The following is a 23,675-nucleotide window of genomic DNA, read 5'->3' as shown; positions in this document are numbered from 1 at the left end:
CGGGAAATTCCTTTCCCGTGAGACTTAAACCGTAGCTCGATATTGATGCCATGCACTACATCCCTGAATCCACTTGTGAGATGCTCCGGAGCGATCCCGGCTCTACGGACGAGACCGCGTCGAGCTTTCATTACCAGGCAGCCCCCCTGTACGTACTGACGGCAATCGTGGCGGGGCTGGTTGGCGCAGACTGGATCCTTTCCTGGTCGTGGCAGGGACCTGTTCCCCCATCCGGTGCGGCATCGCTGTTCGGGTACCGACTGGCCCTGCTGGGAGCGATTCTGGGGGGCGCCAGAATCCTCTATCACACGCTGGATGGACTGTTGTCGGGGCGTGTCGGAGCCGATCTGGCGCTGACGATTGCCTGCCTGGCCGCGATTCTCCTCGGAGAACACCAGACCGCAGGACTCGTCGTACTGATCTCACTGATTGGCGAGAGTATCGAAGGCTATACCATTGACCGCGCCCGGTGGGCCGTCCGACAAACGTATGCACTCTGGCCCGACATTGTCCACCGCAATCATGAGGGAAGGGAAGAAGATATCCCCCTTGACCGGGTGAAGGTCGGAGACTCGATCATTGTACGTCCGGGCGAGCGTGTCCCGGTGGACGGCCGAGTGGTCGCAGGCCGGTCTGTCGTCGACCAAAGTCCATTCACCGGAGAAAGTCTGCCGGTGGACAAGAACCCAGGCGACCGAGTGCTCGCTGGGACCTTTAACCAGCTCGGTGCGCTGACGGTCATCGCGGAAACAGTGGGACAGAACACCGCACTCGCGTGCGTCTCGCAACTCGTTCGCACGTCGGTGGCTCAGAAAGGGGAACTGGAGCGAATCGCGGATCGACTGGCGCGGTGGTTCGTTCCAGTCGTCCTCGGTGCGGCACTCCTCACACTGGTTGGCTGGCGAGTGGCTCATGGAACCTGGCAAAGCGGTTATCTGCCCGCTCTCGGAGTCCTGGTCGTTGCTTGTCCCTGCCCGTTGATCCTTGCCACCCCCTGCGCTGTCATGGCCTCCCTCGCCTGGCTCGCACGCCGAGGGATCGTCGTCAAGGGCTCAACGGCTCTGGAACGACTTGCGACGGTCGACACCTTCGTCTTCGACAAGACGGGGACATTGACCCAGGGGACGCTCACACTGGGATCCTTCATTCCTACAACGGGACTTTCTCCTGACGAGATTATTCGCATCGCCGCAATTGCTGAGCGGAACAGCGAGCATCCCATCGCCCGCACGATTGTGAAGGGGGCTGAACAACGCGGCCTGACCGTTCCCATGCCGCTCGAGTTTGAGTCACTCGCCGGTGCGGGTGTGATCGCCACAATCGCCACTGACGCCATCCATCAGCCCCCTCCAGCGAGGGATTCACTCAAGGAAACATCCCCGCACGATGAAGACCTTTCCACGATCGTCGTAGGGAACCGGCGAGCCCTCGACGCTGGTGAGATCGAATTCTCAACAGACGCAGCCGTGCTGCTTAAAGAACTGGAAAAAGCAGGGGAATCTCCGCAGGTCGTGGCTCTAGATGGAGCCGTCATCGGGATCCTCGGCATACGGGAAACGATCCGGTCTGAGTCACAGTCAGTGCTACGTGAACTGCGTGATCTGGGAACGAAACAGTTCGCACTGCTGACAGGCGACCGTCCGCAGCCTGCGGATGCAGTCGTCAGCACGATTGGCAATATTGATTACGTTGCCACCGAACAACTTCCTGCGGATAAAGCCCGCTGGATTAAAACCGCGAAGCAGGCAGGCAGAAAAGTCGTCATGGTGGGCGATGGCGTTAACGATGCTCCAGCGCTCGCTGCCGCAGACGTCGGTATTGCATTAGGAACCGCCGGCGGTGATCTGGCCGCAGCAGCAGGTGACCTGATCCTGTTAGGTGATCCGCTTAGACCTCTGCCAGGACTGATTCGTTTGTCCCGGGCACTGGTGCAGAATATCTGGCAGAGCATCCTGCTGTTTGCATTCGGTTTGAATGGACTGGGAGTTCTGGTCTGTTCATTCGGATGGCTCGATCCAATCGGCGGGGCGATCTTTCATGAAATTTCGTCCCTGGCCGTCATGGCCAACGCCATGCGTCTGCTCTGGTTCGAAGCGGACGCTTCCTCGCTATCCGCACGATTCGTCAATCGGATACTCACAGGAGCAGACTGGATCGTCGCCAACGCTTCCCCCTCGGCATGGGTCTTCTGGATCATCGCGAGGTGGCGGATGGGACTCAAACTCGCCATGGTGAGTTTGCTGGCATTCTGGCTCGTTTCCGGCGTGATCATCATCAATGAAAATGAACAAGCGGTGGTGACACGATTCGGCCGCTTACAGGAACAGTTGCCCGCGGGACTCTATTGGAGATGGCCGTGGCCTCTGGAAAAAATTGTCAGGGTCAATTCCGGCGCGATTCGTAGCGTCGCCGTCGGTTACCGCCAGTCCCCGACTTCAGAACAGACTGCTGGCAGGGTTGAGGGAACCACGCCAACCGCAGGGGGCGACCCATCGGTTGCTCGTCGAAGCCTGTTCCAGCTTTCCTCTCGACAAGCAGACGTGTCGGTCTGGAAACAGGATCAACCAACAATTGAGTGGACCAGCGGTCACGAAAACCGCGCAGACGAGGCACTGACCGAAGAGTCAATCTTGTTGACGGCGGATGAAGTCCCCGTTGAACTCATGGCCGAAGTGCAGTACCGGATCAATAACCTGAAGCAGTATTTGTTTGCAGGCAGCCTGCAACCCGACAGCGTCGTTCGGACAGTGACAGAAGGAGTGTTGCGTGAAGTCGCTGCGACCGCGTCACTGGATAGCCTTCTCACAGAACAGCGCGCGGTGCTGGAGCGCAGATCACTCGCGACTTTACGTGAGCGATTGGAATCTTATCATCTCGGACTCGAGATCGTTGACCTCCAATGGCTGGACGTCCACCCGCCCCAGGCCGTTGTTCCTGCCTACCGTCAGGCTGCTGATGCCCTGGAAGACCGTGAGCTACTGATCAATGAGGCCGAGGCCTACGCTTCACGAACACTTTACGCTGCGATGGGCGAACGAGCCTTCCAGAAGTTGCAACAGACGGTTTCCGAAAAGGAAGAGAAATCCAGTTCGTCCCAAAGCCGATTCGACTGGAAGCTGACTGATCCATTGTGGCAGGAACTCACTCAGCCCGATTCCCGGGGAGAAGCCTGGCTCTCTGGAGCCTGTGCAGGAATCCTTCTCGAAGGTCAATCCGCCGCGGTCGGGTTCGAACAATCGGCGACGGGCATGTCCCAACGATTCGATCTCCTGTTCCAAGAGTTCGCTCGGAATCCGGAGCCGACCCGACGACAGCTCTATTGGACAACACTCACGAAGGTACTCTCCCAGCGTCCGCTGACGATTGTCGATCCCAAGGCGGCCGGAAAACAGCAATTGTGGCTGGGAGGGAGCAGCCCTGTATTCCCCGTGCCGAGAGAAAACCCTCCTGGAGCAGAACCCTCATTTTAGGTCCGGTTTCCACTTGGAGTTCAGCCACGAAACTGTCACATTAGTCAACGTTGATGTTTATCGCATTCCCCATTGTGAGTCTCGCCGATGCAATTCAGTGTGCCCCTGAATCAACGTGGATCCCGCTACGAGATAAGTCGGCGCAATGCAATTCAGTTCTGCGGAAGTGCCGTTGGACTGAACCTGGCAGGACTCATTCAGGCACAGGTGGGACAGTTGCTCGCCGGCACGAGTATGGACGAGATGTCGTCAACATCTGTCAAGCCGCTGAAATCCTGCATCATTGTGTTCTATTACGGCGGCCCAAGCCATCTCGACACTTATGACCTCAAGCCGCATGCACCAGCGGACATTCGGGGCGAGTTTCAGCCGATCGCCACAACTGTCCCTGGCCTGTTTGTGAGTGAACATCTGCCGCGAATGTCGCGCGTGATGCACAAAGTCGCCATCATCCGCAGCATGCACCACAATAACAGACTGCATGATTCGGCATCGACAGAAGCTTTGACGGGGCGCCCTTCACCGAACGGCGATCGTGAAGAGTTCGCCCCCATCAGTCAGTTCTACCCCTGTTTTGGTTCGGCACTGAGCTACCTTCGACAAAACCTGAGCATCCAGATCCCCCACGTCGCACTTCCCTTTGTCTTCCACAATGTCATTGATACCCCTTGTCAGGGAGGGGGCTTCCTCGGGACAAAGTTTGATCCGCTTCAGATCTCAGTGGACGTGGAATCAAACAGCTATCGAGCAGGAGCACTGTCACTTCCCGAAGGTCACACGAGAGCGCTGCTCACCGACCGGCGACGTCTACTGGAGACATTAGAACTTGCAGGAACAACCAGTCGGTCCACGGCTTTAGGGGAACAATGGAAGATGTTCTGCGACAGAGCGTATCAACTGCTGGAATCTGAGACGCTGCGCCGAGCGTTGGATCTCTCGGTGGAATCGCCTCAGATGCGCGATCGCTATGGTTTCGGTCCTGCACCACTCACCGTTGGCGAAGGAGGCGGCGGAGGGAATGGTGCGGAACTGGGTGTCGCCCGGGAAATGCGTGGTCAGAACCTGCTGCTCGCCCGCCGTATGGTCGAAGCAGGAGTCCCCTTTGTGAATGTCTATGACTTCCGGCAGCAAGGGCAGAATTGGGACTCTCATTTCAAAAACTTTAACCAGCATAAGACCCATTTATTACCTCTGGCAGATCAAAGCCTCAGTGCCCTGATCGAAGACCTCGACGATCGAGGTTTACTGGATACGACTCTCGTCGTTGCGATGGGGGAATTCGGACGAACACCCAAAATCAACGCGGACGGAGGCCGAGACCACTGGCCCGACTGCTATTCCCTCCTTCTGGCAGGTGGCGGAATACGAGGAGGTACCGTGTATGGGGCCAGTGACTCGCTGGGTGCATTTCCGGCGAGTGATCCCGTCACCCCCGCGGACCTCGCAGCAACCATCTACTGGCGATTTGGCCTGAATCCGGAAACAGAACTCCATGACCTGACGGGACGCCCAAACCGACTTGCCGAAGGCCGCCCCATTACATCTTTATTCAGCTAGGATATCGTCTGCCTGCTTGCGGGTCCTGATGATCAAAAACTTGAGCATATGAACGTTTGGAGACTGTTAACGGGTACTGTCAAAGAGACCGGGGAAGGGGTTCTGGACGAATTCTGTCAGCGGGCCGACGGACTGGACCGGTTGACCTGATGCCACAGAGAGTGGACACCCGGAGCGACGATCAGAACTTCCGTTCCCGTCCGCTGACACGAGCCAGAATCAACCCGCGTTCAATCAACCACCGTAATTTTCCGCCGTCCGGTCTTTTTACGCCACTCGGAGGTGCCGGTCTGGCGCATCGAAATCTTGACCAGATCGTTACGATATTGTCGAACACGCTGTCTACGTTTTGATCGAGTCGACCCGATCGGGTTCCGCGATGGAGAACTTTGCAGACATCAAGGTCTGAACTGAATCCGCCAGCGTCTTGCATAGCAGCGCTATCAGCATTCACGAAATGGATTCCGCACGCAGTTCGTGTGGCGATTTACCGAGGATTGGTCAACGTGAACACATCATTACTGGCAATCACCACGTGTCGCAGGGGGAATTCTGCCTGTTTTTCGCGGCTCGGCCCGAAGTTTATGCTGCTCGCCCTCTGGGGATTCTTCGCTATCACTGCAAACCTGATCGCTGCGGAGGAATCGCTGGAATCATTGGAAGAGACTGCATTCAAACAGGCAGCCGCTCTCGCTGCCCCCAGCATTGTCCGGATCGAGACCGTCGGGGGACTCGAGCAGCTTGAAGATATGCTGCTGGGAAATGGGCCTACGTCAGGTGTCGTCGTTTCTGCAGATGGTTACATCATCTCCAGCTCATTCAATTTTGTCTCGAAGCCCAGTTCTATCCTGGTGACGCTTCCCGACGGACGCCGCGTCGCTGCCCAACAGGTTGCCAATGACCGTTCAAAACTACTGACGCTGCTGAAGGTCGACGCAGAGGGCCTGACTCCCGCAAAAGCCGCCCCCAAGAATCAGATGAAAGTTGGCCAATGGGCACTCGCGTTGGGCCGAACCCTGGACAATTCCTCTCCTAACCTTTCAGTGGGAATCATCAGCGCGCTGAACCGCGTCTGGGGGAAGGCGATTCAGACCGATGCCAAGACTTCGCCGGTCAACTACGGCGGTGCATTGGTGGACGTTCAGGGGCAGATTCTGGGAGTGATCGCACCACTCTCGCCGATGGGAGGGGGTGAAGCGGCAGGTGTCGAATGGTACGACGGGGGAATCGGATTCGCGATTCCCCTCGAAGATGTTTACCAATCCCTTGATCGGCTGAAGCAGGGAAGCGACCTGTTACCGGGCCTCATGGGTATCACCTTCGCGGGAGGACAGGCATTGAATGTTCCCGTCATCGTCGATCGTGTCCGGTACAACTCACCGGCCCAGAAGGCGGGGCTGAAAACGAATGACCGTATCATCGCCGCAGACGGTGAAAAGACCGATCGAGTCGCACAGTTCAAGCACCTGATGGGACGAAAATACGCCGGAGACACCGTCAAAGTGGTCGTGGTTCGAGGGGAAACCGAGGTACCTATCGAGATTGATCTGGTCGGTCAGCTTGTTCCCTACGAAGTCCCCTTCCTGGGAATTTTGCCAGTCCGACAGGCAGAAAACCTGGATGCTTCGCAAGCGGGAGTCAGCGTCCGCTTTGTCTTCGCCGACAGCCCGGCACATCAAGCGGGACTAACACCCGGTGATCGAATTACGAAGATAAACGACGTCGATGTACAACAGGCGCGCCAACTGGCAGACCTGATCGGAAGGAATCGCTCCGGTGAACACGTCAAAGTGAAGTATACCCGCAGCGGGACAGAATCGTCGGTCGATGTGACACTGGGTTCGCTGCCGGATTCCGTCGTTGATGAGCTCGCCACCGAATTGATTTTGGGACCTGCCTCGCCGGAAGCGGAGCCCGCAGATCCATCGGAAGCCAAACCAGACGCCAATGTCGAAAAGAAGCCGGAAGTCCTACCGAAAACTGGCAAATTCACTGCGACGCTGGAAGGTAACGATCATGATTATTGGGCTTACGTTCCGGAGAACTACGTAGCGGGCCACCCTTATGGTCTCGTCGTCTGGGTTCACCCGATGGGAGATCCCATGGAAGCGACCGTTTACAAGTTGTGGAAGACGATCTGTGATCGTCGAGGCCTGATCCTGATCGCACCCAAATCAGAAAAGGTCGCTGGGTGGCAACCCGGTGAAGCAGAGTTTATTCGCGCCTTGATCGCCCATTTCCGGGAAAAGTATACGATTGACCCCAGTCGGATTGTGCTCCATTCGTTTGGTTCGGGATCAGGAATGGCCTGGCTGGTCGGAACGAAGTACAGAGACCTCATTCGCGGCGTTGTCGTCGCGGGTGCCCCATTGCTCGGAAGATTATCCGACAACGAACCGGACTATCGTCAGCAGTTTTTCTTCCTTTGTGGCGAAGACGACAAAGTCCTTTCCAAGGTGAAAGCTTCCGTCGACGGAATGCGAAAATTGAAGTTTCCCGTCTCTTTTACCCTGCTAAAGGGCGTTGGAGCGAAATATCCCGAAGAACATGCCGTAGAGGAGATTGGTCGTTGGGTCGACGCACTGGATCGGATATAGTAAGAGACTGGGAACGCATAATTCCCGGTGCGGGTCGGCCTGCACCGGTATGCATTTGACGGCTCCCGCGAGGCAGCGGCGGTCCAGATTCGGACAAAGTGACTGAAATTCCCATGAGTAGCGACAATCCCCAACGCAGTGCAGTAAATCGACGGGAATTCCTGGGTCGAAGTGCTCAGCGTGCGGCGGGTGTCGCGGTCGGCGTGGTGGGACTGACAGCGACTGCCTCTGCCGCAGTCGCGAGCGTTTCTGCCCAGGACCGAGTCCGCGTTGGCGTGATCGGTGTTCGAAATCAGGGAAAGCTGCTGGCCGGTGAGTTAGCTCGCCTGCAGGACATCGAGATCCGCAGCCTGTGCGACGTCGATGAATCCCAGTTTGCCCCCGCGCTCCATGCAGTTGTCGACGCTGGACAGAAAGCTCCCGCCATCGAACGGGATTTTCGTCGGCTTCTCGATGATCCCGGCATCGACGCAGTCGTGATCGCCACCCCCGACCACTGGCACGCCAGGATGACATCACTCGCCTGTCAGGCCGGAAAAGACGTCTACGTAGAAAGCCCCGCGACGCATTTCATCGCCGAAGGGCCGGAGATGATGGCAGCGGCGCAACGGTTCAATCGTGTTGTGCAAGTCGGCCTGCAGCAGCGAAGTGGTGCTCACTTCCTGTCGGCGATCGACTTCCTTCGCAGCGGACGACTGGGCCACGTCAAGCTGGCCAAAGCCTGGATCGTTCACCGTAGAAAATCCATCGGTCACAAACCGGACTGCGAGCAACCTTCGAATGTCGACTACGCGCAGTGGTTGGGGCCAGCACCCGAACGTCCCTTCAATCAAAACCGGTTCCACTTCAACTGGCGCTGGTGCTGGGATTTCGGCGGTGGTGAACTCGCGCATTGGGGAGTTCACATGCTGGATGTGGCGCGCTGGGGTCTGGATGTCGATCTGCCGCACCGGGTTTCTGCCGTAGGGGGGAAGTACGGGTTCAATGACGATCAGGAGACACCGGACACACTGTCTGTGCAGTACGCATTCGAACAGAAATCAATCCTGTGGGAACATCGACTCTGGTCATCACATGGAATCGAAGGCAGAAGCTCGGGTGTCTCTTTCCACGGCGACCGTGGAACGCTGGTTGTTGACCGGGGAGGTTGGAAAGTCTACGACTGTGCTGAGAGCGTGACTGCGGATTCTTCTGACTTGCAATCAGCCCACCTCAGGAATTTCGTCGACTGCGTGAGAAATCGTCAAACCCCTGCAGCCGACCTGCAAATCGGACACGCAGCCGCCACGCTCTGTCACTTGGGAAACATCGCCTATCGAGTCGGCTATGAAGTGAAGTTCGACCCGCAATTCTTGAACTTTGGATCAGACAATGACGCCAACGCGCTTCTGGTAAATTCCAGACCAATCGTTTCGTAGGAAAGCGATCCCGGAGTCGCGTATCGGCAATCACTGTCTTTCTCGTTTTTAGACCCGCCGGCGGTGTACGTACCAAGTCTCATTCTCAGGCAGCTCAACTGTATGCCCGATCGCCAATCGATCATTGAAGCAGCGAATCCCGATTTCCCTCTCGACGATCGGAAGCTGTAGTATGCCACACCGCTGGTGTGTCGATTCGAGAGATCACCAGCGACGACCATCCGCGGCCGCGTTCCCCCCTCGGCCGATTTGAGCGAGAATTCTCTCGGTTCAGTTCACATTGCTGACATGAAAACTCGCGTCATGTCCATTCCCCGGAGCAGACTCTTCATGCGAACTACTTTGCGCGTTTGTGGACTACTCCTGGTTCTGGCAGGACTCGCATGGTTGTTGTGGTACCAGAAAAAAGCCGAATTCGCCGAACAACGAATTACTCTCGAGCAAGAGCGGCTGAAATTCACGCCACCCCAGATTGAAGTCGACGGCATTCAATTCGGTGTCTCGATTGATGCATTGAGCGTTCAACCGTTGGCCGATGCAATTGCAGCCAGACCCGCCGTCGATGACCTCCTCGAAAAACGCAGAAAGGAGATCGTCTGGCCAGATCTCATCGTCCCGATGAAGGTCAATATGCGTACGACGGCAGACTTTAAAAAGGATTATCTGCGATACCGATTACGCGAACTCGACTCTTATCGCAGAATCACCAAGGATGCTGATGTCGCCCGGCTTGCCGGAGAAGTCTTTGTAGAGGCGTATGTACGCGCCACTGGCGGATTTCATGAAGAGAATGTCGACTATAAAGATCTACTGAAGTTAGGCCAGGCAGCTATTGATGCTGGAGCCGCCGACCCGTTACTTCGTACTTACTATGCTTGTGTGAAATGGGTTGCGAAAGGCGACAAACTTGAATCCGAACGGATCTGGAACGAGGTTGTCAGTGAGCTTCCTTCGACAGATTATCTCAAAACCGTGCAGGTCTATGCGAGGTGTCTGCTGCATGACGCCGCAGAGCCGACCGACATCGCCAATTCAACCAATCGCTGGCAACACGCCGTAGCAGCGATCGTTCAGTGGTTGGAAGAAGATGCGGCCAATCCGGAGTTTCTGGAATCTGTTTGCCATCGCCTGATCAATTTGTGGGACAATGCATCCCTGGAACGGCGTGAAATGCTTCTGGGGGGAGTTCTTCAATCGAAGAAGATCCATCCCTACGTCGTTCACCTGCTGACGGGCCAGTACTTCGCCACCCGAGCACTTCACTTGATGCAAGGTGAATACATCGAGTCAGGCATCGATCCCGATTCGAAATCTGTCGTCCTGCACAGAAAAGCCGTAGACCACCTGAAGTACGCGTGGCACTTGCATCCTGAATTGCCATATGCCCCACAGTCTCTGGTCGCTATCTCCAGGTCAAAAACACTTCCGGGAGACACCCCATACTTTTGGTTTCTCCAGTCGATTGAGGCGAGATTCGACTACTACCCCGCATACGAATCGCTTTTGAACTCATTACATCCTCGATGGGGTGGTCGCTACGAGAGCATGCTCCTGTTTGCGAATAACTGCGTCAACACTGATCGCTTCCAGACATTTGTTCCCTTCTTTGTCATTAACGTCCTGACAGATCTTTCGAAATTGGAAGATTGGTCTCTCAAGGAACACCCGGAAGCAATAAAACTACTGCACCACCTGGTCGCAGCGCGCAACACTTGTCATAAGGAACATCCACAAGAAGTCCTTCGAGACACATTCACTAACTACTCCGCTTTGATCATCTTGCAGCTGGAAGATTGCAAACTTTTCGAACTGGCAGCGGACTATATTCCTGCGGTTCTTGAAGGCATCAACTGGACCTTGTTGCAGGAAGAGTCACGACCGGGTCGTTATCTCACAGCGAGACTCAGGGCTGCACAAGGCGAGTTGCTGAAACCGATTCTGGATTTTGACGAGAAGCTGCGGACACCCTTCGAAGCATCAAATGGACCCGAATCGATTGCGGAACTGGAAAGCCAGTACAAAGAACTGAGAGACAGCGCATTCCAACAGAATCCCGCCGCAGCGGACTACTTTCGCCACGCCGAGACCATCCTCAAGCAGTTGCGACAGTTCTCCTCCGGAGAATTGGTGCCTCTGACAATTGATTCACAGCTCAGCGGATGGGAACCCTATTGTGATAATTATACTGTCACCGAGGAGAACCACGTGATGCTTTCCGGAAGGTGGAGTATGACGGGCCAGATAAGCCTGCGTCCCCTGGCCAGTTTCCGTCCACCTCTGGAGTTTGAAGGACGCCTTGAAATTTTGGAGCCAGAGCCCTATCCGTCTGACGCAGGTGTGGGGTGGTCCCGGGAGGGGATGAAAAGCGAGACTGACTTGTACTCATCGCTCTTACCGCACTTCACGATCAAGCCTTCAAAATTTGCGACGTACCCCTCGACAGAAAGGCTTCGGCACGATTATGCACAGATCGTCGTGGGGTCTACCCCCCGAATTGGAATGTTTCCACTCAGCTCAACAAAGTCGCATCATCTCCGAGTCAAACTTTGGCCCAAGGTGGCTGAATACCGCGTCGATGACGAAGTCTTACTCTCAATCAATCTGCCCGAAGAATTACCTCCCGATGGTTGGCTATGCCTCGGTGAAAATAGCCCCTTGAGCTCTCGTGCCCGAAGGTTGTCAAACGGCGCGATGGAGTGGAGTCAACTTCAGGTTCGCAGACTGGATACGGGATCTCCACCTCTTCCTGAGGTCTCACTCGAACAACGAGTCGCATACTGGGAAAACCGCTACGCCGATGATTCAGAAGACGCGGCCGCATTGCTTGGGCTTTGCAGTGTCCGCTTTGAGCAAGGCAAGGATGAGGCTGTCCTTGCATTGGCCGATGAAGCCCTGGCCAAATGGCCCAGGATCAATGGATTCAGTTACTGGAAAGCACTCGTCTTTTTTGATCATCTCCGCGATTACAAGGCGGCGGCCGAGCAGTTCAAAATCGTCCTCAGCGAGCCGCGCGACATCCCGGATGCCCTTTCTCGGTATGTCGAGATTCTCGCCATCGGTCCAGACGACTCGCTTCGTAACCTTGATTCAGCGAGACAGAGCGCCGAAATGAATGTGCGACTCACGCAGCAGCCACACGGACGCGCACTCGCCGCCCTCGCTGCTGTCTATGCAGAACTGGGAGATTTCGATCAGGCGATTCAACATCAGGAGGCTGCGCTCAAAGTGTCCGACGAAACATTGCGACTCGACTGGGAAGAACGCCTTCGCAAATATCAATCCCGGGAACGATACCGTCTGCCCATACGTTCGAATCCTGCCGGTGAAATGTGATCGCTTGATCTCTAGGAGCCGTGGCGTTGATGCTCGTGATCGTCACGCTCGTGCGAGCGCTCACCATTTCCCAGAGGAATTGATTCATTGAATCTGTTGCTCATCCTGAGGCGACAACAATCATCTCGACAGGGCGTGAAGGTTCTGGAAAGTGCCAATCCGGATTCGACCTAAGTTGCCGCACATTCTTGGCACCTGCACTGTTCAGCTGGACAATTTTTTCGCGTATGATCCTGGTGCCCTGTGTGATGCAATTCGTGTCGGAGCTTTCTCCCGTCCGACTTAGTCACCGAGGTGCGGCATCGACACTCGAATCGGGTGTGAAGATGGATGTCGCCGAGTCTCCTGTGAGTCCGATATGTCCATTTCAAGTTGGTGCGAGATGCCGCCGAGGATTGCCAATCCCGTAACCGCCCTCTCAGCCCACTTCGTGAACGGTCTACCATGGGGATCGCGCGATCTTCAAACCCCGACTGAATTAGCTCAACTTCCGCTCTTTTGCGGCAGTAGGTCCCAGGGATCAGCTCGCCCACGAGACTCAAACGAGACGTTCTCTGGCCATTCGAAACCACAAATCGTGGGGCCAATTGTTCAGCCATGAACGCAGTGCCGCAACCGTGTTGCTGATTATAAGACACAATACACAACTGCAGCGAACTTTTTCGTTGCTTCGCCGCATATCGCACGATGATACGTCCTGGAAAAATTAATGAGCCACACTGAAACCAGTTCGACCGACGGTGCTGCCGACGAATCTGACCATACAGCCGAACCGACTCCCCTCCCCACTGAGAGCCCCCGTCCGAGAAGCCTGTGGGTCAGGATCCGTGAAGCAACAGGTACCGTCTACGGCGACATCGGCACTTCGGTGCTCTACACGACGATGGAAATCACTCGTGAGACCGTACGACTGAAAAACCATCATTTGCCTCACAACGAATTGAACGCCCTGTTGCTCGGCGGCGGGGCCGATCTCCTCAACCGCAACGAAGTCCTGGGAGGACTGAGTCTCGTTTTCTGGGCGCTGATGTTTGTCACCATCAAATACGACCTGCTCGTCATGCGAGCCGATGATCGCGGGGAAGGGGGCACATTCGCTCTCTGGAGCCTGCTGCAGGGATATACGGGTCGTGTCGTAGGAATTACGGTGCTGAGCTATCTCGTGGTAGCCGCGGCAGGTCTGCTGGCATCGGATGGCATCATCACTCCATCGATCAGCATGCTCGGCGCATTCGAACCCCTGGGAGAAACTCCCGCGATCATTGCAACACTGTGTTGTCTGTTCGTGATGTTCAAAGTGCAGTGGCGAGGTACAAGCAAGATCGGTGGCTTCTTCGGCTGGTTCATGCTTCTCGTCTGGTTTCCCTGGATCGCACTGAAAGGGCTCCCATGGATCATTCGACGACCAGACATTTTTGAAGCGGTGAATCCCTGGTTTGCTCTGCAGTTTCTGATGAGCTTCCCCAGCGCCGGAGCGTTCGTCCTTCTCGGCGTCGTCGTTCTCGCCATCACGGGAGGAGAAGCGAAGTTCGTGGACATCGGCCACTTCGCAGTGACGAACCACGAACCTTCGTCGGTCAGCGAAAGTCTGCCTCCAGCGTTGTCCGGGCGATACCCCGTGATGATCTCCTGGCTTGTTTTTGTGTTGCCTTGCCTGCTGCTGAACTACGCAGGACAGGCTGCGTATATCCTGCAGGAAGGGGTACCTCCGCGAGGCAACTGCTTCTACGCATTGACGCCCAAATTTGGTGACGACACGACCAACTATGTGATGCTCGTGATTGATCTGTTTCTGTCAGCAATCGCTGCGTTCATAGCATCGCAGGCGTTAATCACAGGCCTCTTTTCCATCACCAAGCAAGCGATTGAACTCGGATTCATGCCGCGCTGCGACGTCCGGTACACCAGCCACGAAGCGGAAGGACAGGTTTACCTCCCTGCCGTCAACTGGCTGATGTTCGCAGGTTGTGTAGCAGTGACGCTGTCATTTAGAAGTGCTGGAAATCTTGCCGCCGCGTACGGAATTGCCGTCACAGCGACGATGGTCATCACCACGCTCTTCTTCGGATACGTAACCTTCTATCGGTGGAGATGGCCAATCTGGCTGAGCATCCTGGTTTGCTTACCCATCCTGCTCGTCGACCTGACATTCTTTACCAGCAATCTGCTCAAGATCATTCACGGTGGATACTTCCCGGTTCTGATTGCAATCGCTCTCACCACCATCATGCTCACGTGGCAGTGGGGCAGGTCGCAGTTGAGTTCGGCCTTCTACCGCTTTGGAGTTCGCGAAGGAAAGAAGCTCGACTGGTTGATCGCTCTGCGAGATATGCTCGATGACCTCGAACTTACGATGCAGGAAAATCTTCCCTATGCCCGAAAACTGGTTCAAGGTCGCCGCAAGATTGTCGAGAGCGATCGTGCCGCAGTGTTCCTTTGCTCCAGACCTATTCGAGGTATCGACGACTACGTGCCGATTGTGTTGCGCGTCTTCCTGAAGAAGTATGGCGTCTTACCTTCTTACATTGTTTTCCTGCACGTAAGGCAGATTTCGCAGCCCTACGCGAAGGTGACCCCGTCGCGTTATGAAGTCTTTCACCTGGGACATGACATCGACTCTGTCGTCGCAACCTTCGGCTATCTGGAACAGCCGTCTGTTCGCGAAACCTTGCGGGAACTGCAGTCCGCGAAGCAGATCAGGATTGCCGCCGACCGCTGGATCATCGAAGTGGGTGAAGAAGACGTCATCGCCGGGCAGGACCTGGGGCTGCTCCAGCAACTCAGACTCTGGTTATTCCGCTGGATCCTGAGGATCTCAACGCCCGCACATAAATACCTTGGCCTGGTTTACGATGCCGCCATCTCGAAAGAGATTATCCCCGTGGTCTTCAACAGAGATGATGCCAAGGTCGCTTTACCAGAACTGGAAATCGAGGCAACCGGAGAAGGTTCCCCCGCGTGAGCGTTCCACCCGGAGGCAGTACTTCACGGACTCAATTCGGCACAGGTATCTTGCTGAGAATCTGCTTAAGGACGGAATTTGCTCGGTCCCGCCGGCCTTCGTGCAGGATACCTTTGACCACAATTCGATGAGCAAGAACGGGAAGGACGAGTCTCTTGATGTCGTCAGTGACGGCGTACTGGCGACCTTCGATCAGGGCCAGTCCCTGGACAGCCCGATAGAGAGTGATCGCCCCTCGCGTACTGACGCCCAGATGAAGTTGCTCGTGGTTTCTCGTTGCATCCACGATTTCGAGGATGTAGTCATTCAGGGAATCTTCGACTTTCACAGCGCGAGCGGCGGACTGCAGTCGACGAAGCTGCTCCGTCGTAATGACCGAACCCAGTTTTTCACCCGGTTCTCCTTCCCGGTGATTGATCAGCACGTTCTTCTCGATCTCGCGAGAAGGGTAGCCAATCTCGATGCAGATCATGAAGCGGTCAAGCTGATTTTCCGGCAACGGATAGGTCCCTTCGAACTCGAAGGGGTTTTGCGTCGCGAGAACAAAGAATGGATCTGGCAAAGTATGTGTCTTACCCTCAATTGTCACTTGCCCTTCGCTCATCGCTTCGAGCAGGGCACTTTGCGTTCGTGGCGTCGTTCGATTGATTTCATCGGCCAGCAACACATTGGTAAAGATGGGGCCCGGCCGGAACTCGAATTCGCCACGATTCGGCAGGAAGACATTAGAACCGAGGATATCACTGGGCAGCATATCAGGGGTAAACTGCAGCCGTTTGAAATCGCAGGCCAGGCTGCGGGCGATCGCTTTGGCCAACGAAGTTTTTCCGACGCCGGGGGCGTCTTCCACCAGCAGGTGTCCTCCCGACAGCAAGGCAACGAGCGAAAGGTGAATCGCTTCAGGTTTGCCCAAAATGGCAGACGCAATATTTCGTTCCAGCGCCGCAATCAAATGCAGTTCGTCGGCCACTCAAATCTCTCCAAGTCAAACAATTCGCCCGGGTGCTATTCTATACAGTGTCCAGCTTCATCGGCGCCTCGTCAAACTCACCACGGCCACAAATTGATAAGTTGCCATGCGTCCGACACAAGCCAACGATCTCACGAATACATTCCCACAGACAGGTTCCATTTTTCGACCGTGGCCCGGCAGAGCGCCCGGTCAATCGGCAATTCCAGAGGCCTCCCCCGCCCATCCAGAATCACTCCTACGGTGCCTCCATGCACAGTCGCAGTGCGACTCTTGCCAGGCCCATTCCCCACGTCAGTATCTGCGATCGGTGAAAGAGTGACCTCGGCAATTTGTCCCACTGCCAGAGGCAACTGGATCAGTTCGCCGAACTGCAGTTCCCCTGTTCGTGACAGGCCATCCCCTTGAAATGAGTACTTACAGACCGGCTTGCCTGGTTTTCCCTTCACCTTCGGCGCAATGCACGTTCCCAGATACACAAGGCAGTCCCGTTCGAAAACTTCTAGCGCGGCTTTCAAGTGAACTGACGACAGCACCCCGAGGTGCGGCATCATGAAGATACTGTCCTTGGCCAGTCGAGTAATCCCTTCGGGTTCGAATGCGTCAATCAGCATCATCGCCGTTTGCTCCATCCGGGGTGCATGGGACAACACACCTCCCGAGGCGACAAGCAAATCCAGCCGCATGTTATCGACGATGGACCGCGGACCACGCTGCTGAACGAATGCGTCTCCGATCGAACGCTGCTGCTGCACTCCGCTCAGCGTCGTCGCAAACTGCTGATGCTGCAAATAAGACAGCCGCAGGGCTTCCCGTGCAACCGCCTGCTCAAAGATCAGAGCTTCCTGAGTTTGTGGAATCGTCGTCGGACGAATCATCTTGTTTTTGACACGATTTCTCAGTTCACGCTCGTCGCACTCAAACGGAATCCACCGCAATATTCTGGGAAGTGTCGCTTCCGCCAGAACATTCGAAATGGAATAGCTCATTCCCAGGTTCGCGCTGACCGTTCTGTTGAATGTCCCACTGAAAACCGAGAAGACATCCGTCGTGGCACCACCAATGTCGACCCCAACTGCATTGATGCCGTGTGTATCAGCGATCATCTGCAGGATGTCGCCGACGGCCCCGGGTGTCGGCATAATCGGAGCATCGGCCCAATTAATCAGTTTGTCGTAACCAGGTGCGTGAGCCATCACGTGTTCCAGGAACAGCTCATGAACGCGATCGCGAGCAGGCCCCAACTCCTCACGCTCCAGCACTGGTCGCACATTAGGTACGACCGATAACTCGACTGAGTCACCCAGCACGTCTTTGACAAGAGGAGCCGCATCCTGATTACCGGCGTAGATGAGGGGCATCTTATACTGCCCGCCAAAACGGGGCTGAGGTTTCGCCGGTGCGATGAGTTCCGCGAGTTGAACAACATGGGATTTTGTACCCCCGTCCGTCCCCCCCGCCAGCAGTATCATGTCTGGCCGCAGTTCACGGATTCGCTGAATTTGCTCGAATGGGCGACGTTTGTCGTTAGAGGACAAGGTCTCCATCACGATCGCCCCGGCACCCAGCGCCGCCCGTTCGGCACTTGCAGAAGTCATCTCGCGAACAACTCCAGCCACCAGCATCTGCAGTCCGCCTCCGGCACTGGAGGTCGAGATATAGATATCACAACCTTCATTTCCGCGAGCGGGTCGAATAATCTGCCCATGCTCGTCCACCAGCCGGCGTCCCGCCAGTTCTCCCACTTCAGTGGCAGCATTGATGACGCCTAATGTTACGTCGGCCGTCGGCTCTTCCACCGTCGTTGGGGCCTCACCCCGAAACGTCTGACGGTAGACCCCGTCGATCTTTTCAATCAGGATCGCTTTCGTCGTCGTGCTGCCACAATCAGTGGCAAGTATCACCTGTAACGAAGCAGGATCAGTGACCCGAGATGCCGCAGGAAGATGCTCGTTATCAGTTGAGGTCATTCAGCCGCCAATTTTCTAGATCGGGGGAAGGATACCAATCGCCGCGAATTCCGGGCGACGTGCCCGAATTACCCTTAAGACAAATTACACCAGGGCTGCCGTTTGTTACGACGTGCAATGTGCAATCAGAGTCGCTCGTCCGATACAGTTTCCAGATGCATCACCAGATGCATCCAGTGATGCCTCTCACTAACCTTCTCAACCAGATTGCCCCTGTCGTGCCTGCGTACAATCCCGGCAAGTCTGGGTTTACCCAGAAAACAAGCCTACTTTCCCTGCTCCTGCAATTCCTGCAGCCGCCTGGAAATGTACTCCAATGATCCTCGCTGTTCCAGAAACGATGCAAAGTCCCGAATACTGGCCCCATCGAGAATCAGTCCCAGAAACGGCTCGACCATTCGAAGTAACTGTCCGGTCACAAAATTGAGCGGCGCAGATGACTCGAGCATCATCTGGGCGGGTAACGTCATGTGGCGCCGAATGATCTCTCTGCAGACCGCATCAATCGCAGCTTGTTGGGACAATGTCGGCTGCACCGGGCCGGTGGGGTTGACCGCAAAGGCATGTTTAAGCCATTCAAGCATGTTCTGACTGCACAATCCTTCCCACCCGAACCGGCCATGGGGTTCCCACAAAATCTCGAAAACTCACAACCGTCTTCTGTCCTCGGTCCGTCACAAACTCCGGCTGCCCGCACTTGGCTTGCCGAGCCTCATCGCTCTGCCGCTTCGCAGCTTTCGTACGAATCGACAGAGCAACCCAGGCTCGTCCGCCGTGATCGGTTATACTTCAACGGGAGTTGGCCTTCGCAATGGCTGACTTCTCGCACGCAGCAAGTGCGGCCTGCTTGATTCCCTTCAAATCCAGTTTTCCCGTACCGAGAATGGGAATCTCGGGCACTTCGATAAAACCGTCACTGCCGGGTATCCACAACGTCGGCAGACCTGTCGCTGCGAGTTCATCAATGATCTGCCTGACTGGTTTCGACAGTGCCCGATGAAGCACAATCAGTCGTTCACCCTTCTTGGGGTCGGGCACGGCTGTCACAGCCAGAGGAATTCCGGGTTCAGTACTGGTCGGGTCTTCACAAATCTTCAGCAGCGATTCTTCGATGCGCAGATGAGGAACCATCTCACCACCGATCTTTGAGAAGCGGCTGAGTCGACCGGTGATCTTCACAAACCCTTCCTCATCCACCAGCCCCATGTCCCCCGTTTCGTACCAACCATCCTTCAGAACGACGGCCGTCTTCTCGGGATGGTTCAAGTAGCCGAGCATGATGTTCGAGCCCTTGATGCAGATAATTCCTTCCTTGCCGACCGGAAGTGGCTGTTTGGTGTCGGGGTCGATGGATCTGGCCACAATGCCAGGAAGGGGACGTCCGACGGTCCCGAGTTTGGTACCTTTCTGAGTGACTTTCTCGCAGCGATGGTCGGCCACGTTGACGCAGGCGGGACCGGATGTTTCAGTTGTTCCGTAGCCTTCGGACGGCATGATCCCGAATTTCTCTCGGAACTGTTCAGCCAGGTCCAGGGGTAGTTTCTCTGCACCGACGACGACCAGGTCGATCGAACTGAATTGCTCTTTGTCACATCTCTTAAGAAACCCTCGCAGGAAGGTCGGAGTTCCAAACAGAATCGTTGCCTTGTGTTGTTGAGCCAGCTCTCCGATCAAGCGTGCGTCCAGTGGATTGAAGTGAAAGACCACCTTCGCCTTCACGCACAGCGGCAGCCAGAATGCAGCCACATAGCCGAAACAGTGGAATAGCGGCAGAATTCCCAGGATGCAGTCCTTCTTCGTGATGTTGAAGACCTGATCCGCCGCTTCGACCGTCGCACTGACATTGTGATTTGACAGCATCACGCCTTTTGGCTCACCAGTAGAACCTGACGTGAAAATGATCGCGATGACGTCAGTCGGACGAACGCGTGTCAGTCCCAGCGATCGCTCGAGAACAGCAGCAGGAACCGCGTACGCTCCGACGGCCGCAGCGAGCTTGTCAAAGTTGGTCACCTTCGCCTTGAGGTCTTCAAGGAAAACGAACTCGACACCCAGATCAAGCGGCTTTTTCTCAAGCAACTTTCGGCTGGTGAGAATGTGCCTCACCTTGGCCTCCTTGATGCAGTGACGCATATCCGCTTCGGTCGTCGTAAAGTTCAAATTGACTGCCGTCCTGCCCGCCAGGGCCACGGACAGGTTGACGATCGCCGAAGCCGCCGTTGCAGGAAGCAGGATACCGACGTTCTGTTCGTCAACTCCGATCACTTCACGCAGCAACACACGCCTCATCGCCAGCACTGACGTCAGCAGTTTTCCCCCCGTCAACTCGACGCCACTGGAATCAGCGATCCGAGCCTGCCCCAGTGACTTCTTCATGGAGCGGATAAAAATGCGAGCGGGGGTCAATTCGTGCGTTCTACTCGTCTCCACAGCAGCAGCTCCCAGTTGTTGAACACAGTCCTGTACGTCAAACACAGATTGCGGTTGGCGAAGGGGCTCACCAAAAAAGATCGAAACCGGATGTCGCCATTTCTGAGGCCACTTTCGGAAGATCTTTCCCCCTCGATGGCTGAAAAAGCTGCCCCACAAACCGTGCAGGTAAACGGGGATGACCGGGGCGTCAGTCCCTTTGAGAATTCGCAGCATCCCTGGCTGGAATGGCTGAGTATGCCCCGTCCGAGTCAGTCCCCCTTCCGGAAAGATGCAGACCAGCTCTCCGTTCTGCAGCGCCTCACTTGCGGTTCGCAGGGATTGAATTAACGTCTTCGGCCCCCCATCAGCCTTAATGGGAATGGCATCGAAAATCTTTGCCAGCCAGTTCAACCTGGGGTTATAGACGAAATCGGCGTAGATAATAAAACGGACAGGCCGCGGCACAGTAATCAGAAGCAAGAGCCCGTCAACAAAGCTGATGTGATTGGGGGTCAGCAATGCCCCACCTGTCTGCGGGATATTTTTGAGCCCATGCGGCCGCACCTTGTAGAACAGCTTGACGGCCAGCCAGAATACGAATCGGATCGCGGCTTGGGGAAGCAATACGATAACGTACAACGCAACGGGAATTGTCCCCACTCCCACCATCAGGAAGATCGTACTTGGCGAAATGCCCATCCGATCAATCATCAAATAGTACAGGCCCGAGATCAGCAAGATCCCGCTGAACGCAAGGAAATTCGTCGCACCGATGACCTGCCCCAGATATCGAGGCTCACTCTCCTGCTGCAGAAATGACTCCAGAGGAACATCGAACAATCCCGCGCTGGCCCCGAGAAAGAACAGTGAGACACAGACAACCAGCATTGACCAGGCCGGATCTGCCTGTCCATACCAGCCCGTCAGACACAGCATCACTGACCAGAACGACATTCCGAGTGCCCCCAGCGGGACGATCCCGAGTTCCACGCGACCGCCCGACCAAAGCCCCGCCACGACACTGCCAAGCCCCAGTCCCATCACCAGCGATAACCCGAGAATGCCAATCTGCCGCTGAGATAATTCCAGATCTTTCGTCCCGAGTTGATCCATGTTCATCTGTGCTAAAGAAGCCAGAATCCAGAAAAACGCGATGCCGATGCCGGTCCGGAACAGCGACGTGCTGGACTTCAGCACCCGCAGTGAGGCGGCGGTTTCCGAGAACAGATTCCAGGTGAAGGAACGGGACTTGTCAGCTGCGCCGATGTGACGCAGACCAAAGCTAATCCCCCATCCTGCGACTGCGGTCCCTAGAATGAGCACCAGTGACGGCATCAGCGATTTGACTGTGATAGCGTCTTCGGGTGTCGGTTGAGCGTACGAGGCGAGAATATTCCCTACGAGACACCCCAGCGCTGCCGGCATCACAGTAACCAGTCCCAGCAGACCGTTCGCTTTTGAGAGCAGAGGGGGGTGAACTAACTCCGGGACCGAGCCGGATTTCGACGGAGAAAACAGCGCCGCGAGAACCCCCGTCAAAAAGACGACAGCAATCAGCAGCGACATGTTTACCCACATGAGGGCGACAAAACCCAAGGCCATCACGATGATCTCGGCAGCCTTGCAACAGCGGATCACCCATGCTTTCGAAAAGCGGTCCGCCAGAAATCCAGCAGGGCTCGAGAAGACGATAAATGGGACCGTGAATGCGGCCAATCCGAGAGAAATGGCAGCAGCAGCCCCCAGCTTCGGTTTCGCGATCGGTATCACCAGCCAACGAAAGGTGTGATCGTTCAGAACCGTCAGAAACTGGACGAGCAACAGACACAGGAATTCACGTGAGCCTAGCCCAACCGTAGTGTGCTCACCCCCGACAGCCTGGAGCGATGAATCTCCCGCCGCTGTCGACGAATCACCTTGTTCAGGAGGCGCAGGCTGTTCTGGTAATTCAGGAGACGTAGTCATCCCACGACCATTCTTCGAGGAAACAAAACGAGTGGAGAGGTGTAAATTCCGATACAGGACGTCGCAAAACGACACTATTGCGGAAGCCTCGAATTTTGGAAAGAGAGACCTGAAGGACCGCCCGCAAAGAACGCAGGATACCCCGATGAACTCCGGCAGAGGGCGACCACTCAGACCACGCTCAGGTGACCACCGGTTCAAAGATTCCCTCTTGTGGGACGCGCGAGCAGTCGCTACGCAATGTTTCTTCTGTCGCAAGAAAACAGGTGCGGCGAAACGAGGATTTGCAGCGCGATCATCAATGTGCGGAAGTTCAGCCGCCCTAGCCACCGCAGTAGGCTCTGACCAAGTCGAAGGGACAGAACCCACAAACGAAAGAGATTGAAGCGTCGCGCTTCGGAGCACACTTAGGGCAACTCATCGACGAAAGCCGAGCAGGACGATGAGTGTACGCGGAGCCGCAACGGGGCTGATAGACTTCGAATCACGGCCTACCGTCGATCCAGACCGGCGGCAGAGGGGGCGGAGGAATTGGGCGCGGCGCTGAACCTGAAATTCCTTGGCAGAATGTCAAGGTTGTCGACGTGAAGCGGTGTACTCCATTGGAGCGCATCACGGAACGCAAGCGCGCACTTAGAGCGGTGCCGCGGCCCCTAAGAATCGGCTCAGCTCCTGTGCACGTCCAAGTCGCAAGCGTTGTGCCAGGACATTTGCAGATTCGAGCCTTCGCCATTCAAGAGCTTTGCGACGCCCTCATTTTTACCAGGTGGGTCTTTTTCATTCATTCAGGAGACCCGGCGGAAATGGCCTTCTACGTGACGGCCATCTTTGCGAGTGTAGGAACCGACCCAAACTTTTGCTCGGCTATGCGGCGCAGGTCGTTCGCTCTTGTCGCTCTTTGAGAACTTGTTCGACTTGGCCCTCGTAGCTCCTTTTCGATGGACGCTGGCCCGTTCCATTTTCCAGCTGCTCTTTTTGCTACTCATCGTTCTTCCTCCGAAAACAGTCGGGACATCTCGAC

At 55.7% G+C, this 23,675-nt stretch carries 10 protein-coding genes; 6 read left to right on the top strand and 4 right to left on the bottom strand.

Annotated elements, in window-relative coordinates; genetic code table 11:
* Nucleotides 1-50: 50 nt before the first annotated feature.
* From ACGY09_RS00155 to ACGY09_RS00130, 6 genes are all read left to right on the top strand, one after another.
* Nucleotides 51-3,470 carry a cation-translocating P-type ATPase family protein gene (locus tag ACGY09_RS00155; RefSeq protein WP_397570016.1) on the top strand — a complete coding sequence of 1,140 codons (3,420 nt, stop codon included), beginning with the start codon at nucleotides 51-53 and terminating at the stop codon, nucleotides 3,468-3,470.
* A gap of 87 nt (nucleotides 3,471-3,557) precedes the next feature.
* Nucleotides 3,558-5,027: a DUF1501 domain-containing protein gene (locus ACGY09_RS00150; RefSeq protein ID WP_397570015.1), complete on the top strand. Its 1,470-nt coding sequence runs from the start codon at nucleotides 3,558-3,560 to the stop codon at nucleotides 5,025-5,027.
* Nucleotides 5,028-5,533: 506 nt separating this feature from the next.
* Entirely contained in the window at nucleotides 5,534-7,624 is a 2,091-nt protein-coding gene (locus tag ACGY09_RS00145) for a PDZ domain-containing protein (RefSeq protein ID WP_397570014.1), read from the top strand.
* A gap of 113 nt (nucleotides 7,625-7,737) precedes the next feature.
* On the top strand, nucleotides 7,738-9,042 hold the full coding sequence (locus ACGY09_RS00140) for a Gfo/Idh/MocA family protein (protein WP_397570013.1): 1,305 nt from the start codon (nucleotides 7,738-7,740) through the stop codon (nucleotides 9,040-9,042).
* A gap of 330 nt (nucleotides 9,043-9,372) precedes the next feature.
* Entirely contained in the window at nucleotides 9,373-12,375 is a 3,003-nt protein-coding gene (locus ACGY09_RS00135; protein WP_397570012.1) for a hypothetical protein, read from the top strand.
* 709 nt (nucleotides 12,376-13,084) lie between these two features.
* Nucleotides 13,085-15,337: a KUP/HAK/KT family potassium transporter gene (locus ACGY09_RS00130; protein WP_397570011.1), complete on the top strand. Its 2,253-nt coding sequence runs from the start codon at nucleotides 13,085-13,087 to the stop codon at nucleotides 15,335-15,337.
* Between the two features lie 31 nt (nucleotides 15,338-15,368).
* Here ACGY09_RS00130 and ACGY09_RS00125 read toward each other — a convergent pair whose 3' ends face one another.
* The 4 genes from ACGY09_RS00125 to ACGY09_RS00110 all read right to left on the bottom strand — a co-directional run bounded on the left by ACGY09_RS00125 (nucleotide 15,369) and on the right by ACGY09_RS00110 (nucleotide 22,654).
* A complete protein-coding gene (locus ACGY09_RS00125; protein WP_373652106.1) occupies nucleotides 15,369-16,307 on the bottom strand; it encodes an AAA family ATPase in 939 nt (312 codons plus the stop codon).
* A 131-nt stretch (nucleotides 16,308-16,438) separates the two neighbouring features.
* The gene (locus ACGY09_RS00120) at nucleotides 16,439-18,277 is read right to left on the bottom strand and encodes a glutamate mutase L (RefSeq protein ID WP_373652107.1); all 1,839 of its coding nucleotides are present in this window, start codon (nucleotides 18,275-18,277) and stop codon (nucleotides 16,439-16,441) included.
* Between the two features lie 266 nt (nucleotides 18,278-18,543).
* Nucleotides 18,544-18,861 (bottom strand): hypothetical protein, encoded by a 318-nt coding sequence (locus ACGY09_RS00115; RefSeq protein ID WP_373652108.1) that lies wholly within the window; start codon nucleotides 18,859-18,861, stop codon nucleotides 18,544-18,546.
* A 205-nt stretch (nucleotides 18,862-19,066) separates the two neighbouring features.
* Nucleotides 19,067-22,654 carry an acyl-[ACP]--phospholipid O-acyltransferase gene (locus ACGY09_RS00110; protein ID WP_397570010.1) on the bottom strand — a complete coding sequence of 1,196 codons (3,588 nt, stop codon included), beginning with the start codon at nucleotides 22,652-22,654 and terminating at the stop codon, nucleotides 19,067-19,069.
* Nucleotides 22,655-23,675 lie beyond the last annotated feature (1,021 nt).

It is taken from the genome of Schlesneria sphaerica (assembly GCF_044336245.1).
GTDB lineage: Bacteria > Planctomycetota > Planctomycetia > Planctomycetales > Planctomycetaceae > Schlesneria > Schlesneria sphaerica.
The sequence above is the reverse complement of the archived record's forward strand: the minus strand, read 5'-3'. Positions and strand labels throughout refer to the sequence as shown.

Bases quoted from the DNA above. Each gene is read 5' to 3' on its own strand.
- ACGY09_RS00155 (WP_397570016.1), top strand. From the start codon at position 51: ATGCACTACATCCCTGAATCCACTTGTGAGATGCTCCGGAGCGATCCC.
- ACGY09_RS00150 (WP_397570015.1), top strand. From the start codon at position 3,558: ATGCAATTCAGTGTGCCCCTGAATCAACGTGGATCCCGCTACGAGATA.
- ACGY09_RS00140 (WP_397570013.1), top strand. From the start codon at position 7,738: ATGAGTAGCGACAATCCCCAACGCAGTGCAGTAAATCGACGGGAATTC.
- ACGY09_RS00135 (WP_397570012.1), top strand. From the start codon at position 9,373: ATGCGAACTACTTTGCGCGTTTGTGGACTACTCCTGGTTCTGGCAGGA.
- ACGY09_RS00130 (WP_397570011.1), top strand. From the start codon at position 13,085: ATGAGCCACACTGAAACCAGTTCGACCGACGGTGCTGCCGACGAATCT.
- ACGY09_RS00120 (WP_373652107.1), bottom strand. From the start codon at position 18,277: ATGACCTCAACTGATAACGAGCATCTTCCTGCGGCATCTCGGGTCACT.
- ACGY09_RS00115 (WP_373652108.1), bottom strand. From the start codon at position 18,861: ATGCTTGAATGGCTTAAACATGCCTTTGCGGTCAACCCCACCGGCCCG.
- ACGY09_RS00110 (WP_397570010.1), bottom strand. From the start codon at position 22,654: ATGACTACGTCTCCTGAATTACCAGAACAGCCTGCGCCTCCTGAACAA.